We start from the raw sequence: 10,574 nt of genomic DNA, 5'->3' as shown, positions 1-10,574 counted from the left end.
ATTATGAGGGATGGGATTGTTACAAGTAAGCACTATAGAAAAACCTGTATAGGAAAACTTATGACTTTGCTTATAACACAATCACAATCTTTAGAAACGCCCCCGGCAACACAAATGAGTTCAACTGCCATAACAATAATTACTGATATTGCAAATTGGAACCATCCTGTAAAGTCAGTTATGCAGCAAAACAGTATCACCATTAAAAAAGTAGAGTTAAAAAACAACAAGACTTATCCAATGTTTTATGTAACAATGCAGTCTGAAAGCTATATTATTGACTATGTTATCTTATGTTTGTTTTTTGTATTATAATCAAGATACACTTTATGATATTGCATGGAGAATACTATGGTGAAATAATGTAATATGAATCTTATGAATTCAATATATTGAAGGCACCAGAGTAAAATGTTAAACTATATAATGAAACTTAAGCTCATAAGAAATATCTTTTGACTGCTTATATTATACGAGGGGAGAAATTAATGAAAAATATCAGAATCAAAATTATTTCCGGTGCTGCTCTGGCAGTATTGATATTCTCAAGCCTTATTGTGTTTAAATCACAGGCTTTTGCCGAAACCGGTAATAATGGTATTAAAGTAGCTATTGACGAAAAGTTTTTGACATTTGATGTTGCACCCACTGTTGTTTCAGGAAGAACTATGGTGCCTTTGAGAGTCATATTTGAAGGACTTGGTGCATCGGTAACATGGGATGACAAAACAAAGACTGTAATTGGAAAAAAACAGGGAAAGACTGTTAAGCTTACTATTAACAATAAAAATGCTTATGTAAACGGCAAACTTATCAAAATTGATGTGCCGCCCAAGGTGATAAGCGGCAGGACATTGGTTCCTACAAGGTTTATAGCTGAGAGCCTTGGAACAGACGTTTATTGGGAAGAAAAAGCTAAAATAGTAAGTATAATACCGCCTAAAGCGATCAAATTTTCAGATGCAAAGTTGGAATCGGCAATTAGAGCAGCATTGAAAAAAACAACCGGAAGTATTACCACCACAGATGCCAAAAAAGTTAAAACACTCAATCTTGAGAATAAAGGAATAACTAACATTGAAGGCTTGCAGTATTTCAGAGGGCTTACAGAACTTAACCTAATAGAGAATAAGGTTAAGGATATTATGAAGCTAGGCTCACTTACAGAATTGAAAACACTCAAAATGGATAAAAACAGGGTGTATGATATTTCGCCGCTAAAGTATTTAACCAAATTAACGGTGGTTTGGATTCAAGAAAACCACGTGAAGGATTTAAGTCCACTTAAAGAATTAACAGGCATGAGAGGTCTTGTTCTGACTTACAATCAGATTTTTGACATATCTCCCCTTGCCAACATGAAGAAGCTGGATTACCTTTATATTGCGGGTAATCCAATTACAGATATAAATATTTTAAAGGGACTAAAAAATATTAACAAGCTGATTTTCGAGGATTATACCAACTATAAAAATTCTGACAAAATAGATCAACAATTATTTGATAAGTACAATAAGCTTGAAAATAAAGTAAAAGAAATAATAGCCAATGTAATAAAGCCTGAAATGACAGAATTGGAAAAGGAGATGGCATTACACGATTATATTGTCACCCATGTAAGATATGATATGGAGAATTTTAAAAAAAATACAATTCCTGCTAATAGACATACTGTTTATGGTGCACTTATTGAAAATAGTGCAGTATGTGACGGGTATGCAAGGTCACTTCAGCTACTTTTAAACAGGGTTGGCATCGAGTCTATAATGGTGACAGGAAATACTGACAACATAAACGGCTCTGTGGACCCAAAAAGAACACTCCACGCATGGAATATAGTCAAAATAAATGGGGCTTACTACCAAGTTGATCCGACATTTGATGACAGGGATCTTGAAAACGGAAGAAGTGATATAACTTACTATTATTTCAATTTATCGGATAAACAAATGGGTCTTAATTACATATGGGATAGGGAAGCATATCCTCAATGTACTACTGATGGAGCTGTATTTGATTTGCAAAACAGGGAGAAAAGAAATGCTATTGTAACGGATAATCAGTACTTTTTTATAAATGATAAAAAGAACATAATTAAAAAATCTTTTGACGGTAAAAAAACAAATGTTGGCGGTGATAAGGCGAATCAAATCCTGCTCCACGGTGACTGGATCTACTATATAAACGAAACTGACGGGAATAATATTTATAAAATAAAGACTGATGGTACATCAAGGAGCAAACTTGGTGATGGAAAAGCAAATGAAATAGAAATAGCAGGGGAAAGTATTTATTATATCAAAGACAATAAAATATGGAGAATGAACCTGGATGGATCTAACCAGTCAACAGTTAATTCAGATGTTTCCGCTTTATGGGTTGATATTATAGGCGAAACTATGTATTATAAGGTTTTTAATTATGGGATTGGGGGAAGACTTGTAAAATCAGATCTTAACGGGAATAACAGAGTAGATATCTGTTCTGACGAGCCGGCAGGTTTTGTACATAGCAGCAATGGGGGAGCCAGCTTCTGGTATAGGCATAATGAACATATAGTAGGTGATTGGATATATTATATAAATGCATATGATCAGAAAAGCATATATAAAATCAAAACAGATGGTACCGAGAGGACCAAAATAACAGCGGACAGCGTAATGGATAATAATTACCCTGATATAAACATTGTAGATAATTATATTTACTATAGAAATGCATCGGACGGAGATAAGCTTTACAGGATAAAAGCAGACGGTACAAACAGGCAGGCATTGGAATAGTTTTATACTTATTATTGATGCAAAATAAAAAGGTATTCTGCAGTTCATTAAGCAAGGTGCTGCAGGATACCTTTTTTACAATTGGAGAATTTTGGAGAATTGTTAAGTTTCATATACCATTTAATTAAGCCTCTCTGTTTTTCAAAACCTCCACCATGTCAAGGTTTTTTATGCTCTTTCTGATAGTAAGCTGTGCAAGGGAAATATATAACAATACACTTAATATGGTTACTGTATATGTCCTAACAGAAATGACCGATTCCAAATACATGAGCCTGCTGTTAAGCTCGGGGATAATAAGATTGCTAAGTGTTATACCAAATAAAATGCCCGGTATAAGAGCAATGATTCCAAGAATTATGTTTTCTCTGAATATTGTCCGGCCTATTTCTCTATCAGAATAGCCTAATACCTTCAAAGAAGCAAGCTCTCTGGTCCTTTCTGTAAGGTTGATAACTGTTGTTATGAAAATGATTGAAAAGCCCATTATCACGCAAAATACTGCCATAAATCCCACGAAAATGTAAATAAGCTTGATAAGAGACTTAACGGTGGTTAATGCTTTTTGGCGGCTTTCAACAGATTCTACTTCAGGTATGTTTAAAAGACTTTTTTCCAATGGTTCCTTGTTGCTATCCAATGTTTTTACCAGCAGCCCGGTAGCATATTTTGGTGCACTTAAATATCTTGTGACTGCATCAATGTTCATATAACAGTTAAAACCAATTGCTTGCTTTATTATGCCCTCAACCTTTAAAGTTACCACTTTAGCCTCTTTGTAGTATAGTTTTACTTTTATAAAGTCTCCTTTTTTTATAGACAGCTTTTTGGCAATGCCGTTGGCTACAAGTATACCGTCATCAGGAATAGCCATATTATTACCATTATCATCAATCAATTTGTTAAGTTTCATATCTTTTTGTACTGCTATCAGCTTGGTATCCCTCTTTTGGGCTTCTTTACTAATTTCAATGGGGAGTTCAAGAATGGGTTCAGCCTTAGAGTCACCACTTCTTTTTGATAAATTCACAGCATTTTGGAAGGGAAGTGGCTGTTTGAAATCTGCTGTATAGTCCTGAGCTTGTTGAGTATTAAAGTGAAAGTCGAGTACATTGTCTACTGTGTCGGTTACAGAAAACACTACAACAAAAAGCATGATGGAGAATACAAATCCCATTACGGTCAAAAGAGATCTTTGGCGGCTTCTGAATACGTTTCTTAAAGTAACCTTCCAGCCAAAATCAAGCCTTTTCCACAGGAAAGTCAATCTTTCAACAAGGATCCGCCTGCCTGCTTTTGGTGCTTCAGACCGCATTGCCTGTGCAGGCTCAATTTTTAGAATCTTTTTTGCTGCATTTAGACTCCCGACCACACAAAACAAAAGGCTTAACAGAATTGAAACAGCAAAGAGATCAAGGCTAGAGCTTGTTATTACCTTGGGGAACTCATACATTTTAAGGTACATTTCATAGGTCATAATCTTACTTAATATTGTGCCTGCAAGTATTGCCGGTATTGAGCCCATTAGAGAAAGCAAAACAGAAAACTTAATATAATGAAAAAGTATTCTTATGTCCCCATAGCCTAAAGCCTTAAGAGACCCGATTATTACCCGCTGATTTGCAATTATCCTTTTTTGCATTATGTATATTATAGCTGCTGCCACCAATAAAAAAAGTACTGGGATTACTGCTGCAAGGGTTTTGATCTGATCAATATCGTCACTGACCATAATATGGCTAAGCTGCCTGCTGCGTTCTGTTGATGACATTAAGCCTATGGGCATTAGGAGTTCTTCTGTCTTTTTAATAACTTCCTCCTTATTAGCATCTTTGGAAAAAATAATATGAACCTCATTGTAGTTTCCCTTTGAATTGAGCATTGAAGAGAGTTTGGATTCTCTAATAAAAACCAGCCCGAAATCTCCGTCGGAGTCAGAAAGGGAAGAGGGGGACTTCATGAGCTTGAAGAATTCCGGGCCCAGTGCAAGACCTGCCACTTTAAGGCTTAAGTCTTTATTATTTATGGAAATGCTTATTGTATCTCCGTTTTTTATGTCATGGTACTTACCGAACCTGTTTGATAAGAGGCATTCATTATTGCTTACAGGATAATTACCTGACATTACTGAGATGCTGTTTATGGGGGGCATACCCTGATCAGGAACTGATAGGACTCTTACCGAAAGCTTTTGCTTACCCTTTAAATTGCCTGATGCATCGGCAGTAAGTCTTCCCATGACCTTTTCCACTCCGTCCAGCTTCATGATCTTTTCTATAAGGTCACTTGTGATATTTGCACCTACAGTCTTTGCTTGGAAATCTAAAAATCTATACTTTTCATAACTGTAATCCATTGAATTTTTCAGATTCCTATACGAAATTATAGTTGCAGTAAATATGGTGATTCCTGCAAAAATAACCAAGGCTGCTGATATAAACTGCCATTTGTTTTTTAATATTTCTCTGATGAGCATTTTGTTTAGCTTGTTCATTTAAATCACCCTCCCGGATAATGTATCTACCATTCTATAGTTTCAGGATCAACGGGATTTTTGTTCTCATAAATGCTTGCAATTTCTCCGCTTCGCATTTTAACCACTTTATCTGCCATTTGAGCAATAGGCTGGTTATGGGTTATTATAATGACGGTTTTTCCCATGGTTTTATTAATTTCTTTAAGAAGTGCAAGGACCTTGATGCCTGTAGAATAATCAAGTGCACCTGTAGGTTCATCGCATAGAAGCACATCAGGATTTTTAGCTATAGCTCGTGCTATGGCTACTCTCTGTTGTTCACCACCGCTCATTTGGGCTGGGAAGTGATTGCTCCTGTCCTTTAAACCCACCTTCTCCAAAACCTCATCTGTGCTTAATGAATTTTTAGATATTTCAGTGGATATTTCCACGTTTTCTTTGGCGGTGAGATTGGGCATAAGGTTGTAAAATTGAAATATAAAGCCTATTTTGTTTCTTCTGAAAAGAGTGAGTTTTTTATTGTCATAGGTTGAAATATCTTCGCCGTCGAAAACCACATGTCCTTCAGTAGGAAGATCCATCCCACCGATTATGTTTAGGAGGGTGCTTTTTCCCGATCCGCTCGGACCCAAAACAACTACAAGTTCTCCCTTTTTGATTTCAAAGGATGTGTTCTTTAGTGCCAATACCGAAACATCACCAGACTTGTATTCCTTCATAATCCTATCAAGCTTAAATATTGTGTTAGTCATGTTTTAACCACCTTCCAAATTGAACAAAGTTCATTGTACCTTTTTTAGCACCCAATAGCCTTTCCACAAAATCCTCTATGGCCATAATCCTCTTCTCTAATGCCTCTGAGTACTCTAATGGAAATTTGATGTTTATATGGAGCAAACCGGCCCACATAAGAAGAGTTTCGGTCACTTCATCAGGGTACTCCGTATCAAAGCTTTTTTCCCTGATTCCCTGTCTGATAACCTCTGCAACCACTGGAGTCATCAGCTCTACATACTTTTTTGCCACTCTCTGATGCATTACCATGTTATCATCATTATGGAAGTGCTTGGCCAGGCTCATCATACCTTTTTTTCTGACCCCCAATACATCAAGCATCTCTTCAATGAGATTATGTATTTTCGTGACAGCATCATACTGCGGGTTATCCGTAACCTTCCTGGTTTTTTTCATCAGCGAGCTGAGGTATTTTTCCGCTAGGGCATTTAGTATTTCATCCTTACACTTAAAATAATAATAGAAGAGACCCTGGGCAACACCTACCTTTTTAACGATATCACTTACCGATGTCTTATCGTATCCCTTTGTATGAAACAGCTCTTCAGCAGCATCTACTATTTCGTTTTTTCTCTCTTCCGGATCCTTTGAGATTCTTACCATTTTTATTATCTCCTTTGTATGGATACGTGACTGACTGAGTGTCAATCAGTAATTTAATTATACTCCATTGACTGGTAGTCAGTCAATAAAAATTTGGAAAATAACGATGTATGATATATCACAATTTATCCTGGAACATAAAGGACAGAGATCAAGGCTGTAAAATCACTCTGTGATTTTGTTCTTGAATAAATATAGATTTATGTTAAAATTATTAGGAATATAGAACAAAATCACCATAGATTTTGTTCCTAAGTCATAGATAAATACCAAAGGCCGAGGTGTTGATAATTGTACCTTAAAAGGTTAGAAATTCAAGGCTTTAAGTCATTTGCAGATAAGATTAATCTTGAATTCAATTCAGGAATAACATCTGTTGTAGGTCCGAATGGTAGCGGTAAAAGCAATGTAGCTGATGCCGTAAGATGGGTTTTAGGTGAGCAAAGTGCCAAAACCCTTAGGGGAACCAAAATGGAGGATGTCATATTTGCAGGAACCGAGCACAGAAAAGCAATGGGGCTTGCAGAGGTTTCGCTTACCATAGATAATTCTTCCCATACTCTTCCAATCCAGTTTGATGAGGTCACCATCACAAGAAGGGTATTTCGTTCAGGTGAAAGTGAATATTTTATAAACAAGACTCTGTGCCGCCTTAAGGATATACATGAACTGTTCCTAGACACCGGTATAGGCAAGGATGGCTACTCAATCATCGGACAGGGCAGGGTTGACGAGATATTGAGTACCAAGTCGGAGGAAAGAAGGCATATCTTTGAAGAAGCCTCCGGTATCATGAAATACAAGGTAAGGAAACAGGAAGCTGAGAAAAAGCTTGATTTAACTGAGCAGAATTTGGTAAGAATTAATGATATAATAAATGAATTGGAAACTCAGCTTGAGCCGCTGAAATTACAGTCTGAGACAGCAAAAAAGTATCTTTCATACAGGGATGCTTTAAAAGAGTTGGAAATAAATGTTTATATAGATAGTATAGCCAGATTCAAGGAAAAGATTAAGGAGCATGAAGAACAGTATTTAAAGATAAAGGAAAGCATTGATAACGAAAACTTAAACCTGGAAAGCATTACAAGGCAAAACAAAGAAAAGACTGATAGAATGAAGGTAATGGAAGAGACATTGGAGAATGCCAGGCAGGAGTTTTACAACCTTGAGAACAATTTGGAAAAATGCAGTTCCGAGATAAAGTTAAACGATGAAAAAATTCATAACTTCAATCAGAATATAGAGAGAATTGATGCTGAATTACTTGAAATAAACGACAAGATAGGGCAGCTCAATAAAGACGAAGCAGCTAAAAACGATAAAATCAATTATTTGACCGAGAGGATGGCTGAATACTCCAGTAAGCTGTCTGAACATGAAGAGAAAATGGCAGCCTTAAATGAGACATTGGATGAGAATCAAAGGTATATTGAAAACCTTAAGGACAGTATAATGGACAAGCTCGATCTTCTTTCCGATAAGAAGTCCCAGATAGGAAATATAAAGGTTCATGTTGAGAACCTTAAAAAGAGGCAGCACGGTATTGAAATGGAAATTTACCAGATTGCTTTGGATAAGGACAGGGAATTAATCAAGAAGGAAGACATACAGGAAAACATCAACAAGGCCAAGGCTGCTATTGACAAAGCCAGGTCGGAAATTGACGGGCTTTCAAATCAAAGGAAGGATTGTGAAGCTGCACTTTCCGACCTTAGAAGGAAGCACACGGAAGTGGTAAATGACTACCAGTTCAAGTCCTCAAGGCACAAAATGCTTCAGGATATGGAAAATAAGCTTGAGGGGTACAATAGGAGTGTTAAAGTTGTGCTTCAGGCCTGCCAGCAATCCAAAGAGTTCGGACATGGTATTCATGGTGCACTTGCACAGCTTATAACAGTTGACAAGAAGTATGAAACTGCAATAGAGATGACTCTTGGCGGTGCACTTCAAAACATAGTGACATCCAGTGAAGAAGATGCAAAAAGGGCTATAGAATACCTGAAAAAGAACAGGCTTGGAAGAGCTACATTTCTTCCAATTACCTCAGTAAAGGGAAGGTATTTAGATAACAATATTTTAAATGAGGTCCGCGGCCAGCAAGGTTTTGTAGGTGTTGCCTCCGATCTTATAAAGTGCGGCAGTGAATTTAACGGTATAATTCTAAACCTTCTTGGTAAGGTTGTTGTAGTAGAAAACCTTGATGCAGGTATCAGGATAGCCAAACGGTTTGGATACAGCTTCAGGATTGTAACCTTAGAAGGTGATATACTAAGCACCAGCGGTTCCATGTCGGGAGGTAGCACTGATAATGCAGGGCCTGGAATATTAAGCAGGAACAGGGAGATAACCGAATTAAAGACCGAAATTTCAAAACTTGCATTGATTCAGCAATCTCTTGATACAAAGATAAATGAAGCATCAAACATGCTTCAGGAGATTTTAAATGATATATCGAATGAGGAAAAGAATATTAACAACAATGAGCTTATAAAAATAAGGGATGAGAGCCACCTGGCACAAATAGAGGAAAACATTAGAAAGGCCGATGCCAAGGCGGATATGTTGAGAGACGAAAAGGCACAGCTTTTAAAACAGGAGCAGGATACAGACATTGAGCTTCAAAAATACAATCAGGAACTGACCGACATTGAAAATGACATTAACAGCACAAAGGAAATAATATCAAAGCACCAGGAAAAGCATAAGGAAGACCAGACATTAAGGGATACTCTCCATAATGATATTATGAACTTTAAAATATCTGTAAACTCCGTTAAGGAGAGCCTTGAAGCTGTAAAAGAGACTCTTCATAGAATAATAGAGGAAAGAGATCAGCTTGGCAGGAGTGCTAACAGGAAGACAGGTGAAAAGGAAAAATACCTGTCCGAGATAGAAGGTTTAAAGGCTGAAAATACAGGCCTTGGAAAAAGAGTTAAGGCACTTGAGGAAGAAAAAACAGGAAAGGTGTTCCAGATTGATAAGGCGGTTGAAGAAAAGAAGGTATTGGAGGAGGAATTGTCCGACACCATAAACCAGATACAAAACGCCAACAAAAACATCATTCTGCTTCAAGAGGACTACAACAGGGTAGAAGTCAGAAAGGCCAAGGTTGAAGCAGAGCTTGAGGTGATACAGAATAGGATGTGGGACGAATACGAGCTGACCTATACCAATGCCATGGAGTTTAAGAAGGATATAGGAAGCATTCCTCAGGCACAAAAAAGGATAAACGAGATAAAAAATGACATTAAGGCATTAGGCCCTGTTAATATTGCGGCTATTGAGGAATATATAAAGACAAAGGAACGCTATGAATTCATGTCGGGCCAGAGAAATGACATGGAGCAGGCAAAGGAAAAACTCAAGAAGGTTATAAGTGAAATGATAAGCATTATGAAGAGGCAGTTTTTAGAACAATTCAAGCTTATCAACGAGAACTTCAATATAGTATTCCGCGAGTTGTTCGAGGGAGGAAGGGCAGAACTTATTTTAGTGGATATGGAAAATGTACTTGAAAGCGGTATCGAAATAGAAGTCCAGCCTCCAGGCAAAAGGCTTCAGAATATGATGCTTTTATCGGGTGGAGAAAGAGCATTTACCGCAATAGCACTGCTGTTTTCCATATTAAGGCTCAGACCTACCCCCTTCTGTATACTTGACGAAATTGAGGCTGCTCTCGATGACGCCAATGTTTACAGGTTTGCAGAATACCTTAAGAGGTATACAATTAATACCCAGTTTATTATGGTAACCCACAGAAAGGGTACCATGGAAGCTGCAAACACTCTCTATGGCGTAACAATGCAGGAGCATGGTGTATCAAAGATTGTGTCAATGAGAATGGGTGAAAAAGCCAGTTAGCACAATCAAAAAATAACTTAAAAAAAGATAAAGAGTCACAAAGGAGATGACGT

Annotated in this window: 6 protein-coding genes; 3 read left to right on the top strand and 3 right to left on the bottom strand. The window is 37.2% G+C overall.

All coding sequences use genetic code 11. The features are described 5' to 3' along the window. Positions 1–3 precede the first annotated feature (3 nt). Positions 4–315 (top strand): hypothetical protein, encoded by a 312-nt coding sequence (locus tag VIO64_RS00465; RefSeq protein WP_331914124.1) that lies wholly within the window; start codon positions 4–6, stop codon positions 313–315. 173 nt (positions 316–488) lie between these two features. Further along, positions 489–2,783: a stalk domain-containing protein gene (locus VIO64_RS00460; RefSeq protein WP_331914122.1), complete on the top strand. Its 2,295-nt coding sequence runs from the start codon at positions 489–491 to the stop codon at positions 2,781–2,783. A 124-nt stretch (positions 2,784–2,907) separates the two neighbouring features. Here VIO64_RS00460 and VIO64_RS00455 read toward each other — a convergent pair whose 3' ends face one another. From VIO64_RS00455 to VIO64_RS00445, 3 genes are read right to left on the bottom strand one after another with little or no spacing between them, the layout of a single operon-like run. Then, entirely contained in the window at positions 2,908–5,277 is a 2,370-nt protein-coding gene (locus VIO64_RS00455) for an ABC transporter permease (protein WP_331914121.1), read from the bottom strand. A 26-nt stretch (positions 5,278–5,303) separates the two neighbouring features. Further along, on the bottom strand, positions 5,304–6,011 hold the full coding sequence (locus VIO64_RS00450; RefSeq protein ID WP_331914119.1) for an ABC transporter ATP-binding protein: 708 nt from the start codon (positions 6,009–6,011) through the stop codon (positions 5,304–5,306). Next, on the bottom strand, positions 6,004–6,657 hold the full coding sequence (locus VIO64_RS00445) for a TetR/AcrR family transcriptional regulator (RefSeq protein WP_331914117.1): 654 nt from the start codon (positions 6,655–6,657) through the stop codon (positions 6,004–6,006). The genes VIO64_RS00450 and VIO64_RS00445 overlap by 8 nt, the downstream gene beginning before the upstream one ends. A gap of 291 nt (positions 6,658–6,948) precedes the next feature. Here VIO64_RS00445 and smc point away from each other — a divergent pair, with 291 nt between their 5' ends. Continuing rightward, the gene (gene smc / locus VIO64_RS00440) at positions 6,949–10,521 is read left to right on the top strand and encodes a chromosome segregation protein SMC (RefSeq protein WP_331914115.1); all 3,573 of its coding nucleotides are present in this window, start codon (positions 6,949–6,951) and stop codon (positions 10,519–10,521) included. Positions 10,522–10,574 lie beyond the last annotated feature (53 nt).

The organism is Pseudobacteroides sp. (assembly GCF_036567765.1).
In the GTDB taxonomy this organism is placed as follows: Bacteria; Bacillota; Clostridia; order Acetivibrionales; family DSM-2933; genus Pseudobacteroides.
The sequence above is the reverse complement of the archived record's forward strand: the minus strand, read 5'-3'. Positions and strand labels throughout refer to the sequence as shown.

Coding starts and splice junctions, on each gene's coding strand:
- VIO64_RS00465 (WP_331914124.1), top strand. CDS start 4: ATGAGGGATGGGATTGTTACAAGTAAGCACTATAGAAAAACCTGTATA.
- VIO64_RS00460 (WP_331914122.1), top strand. CDS start 489: ATGAAAAATATCAGAATCAAAATTATTTCCGGTGCTGCTCTGGCAGTA.
- VIO64_RS00455 (WP_331914121.1), bottom strand. CDS start 5,277: ATGAACAAGCTAAACAAAATGCTCATCAGAGAAATATTAAAAAACAAA.
- VIO64_RS00450 (WP_331914119.1), bottom strand. CDS start 6,011: ATGACTAACACAATATTTAAGCTTGATAGGATTATGAAGGAATACAAG.
- VIO64_RS00445 (WP_331914117.1), bottom strand. CDS start 6,657: ATGGTAAGAATCTCAAAGGATCCGGAAGAGAGAAAAAACGAAATAGTA.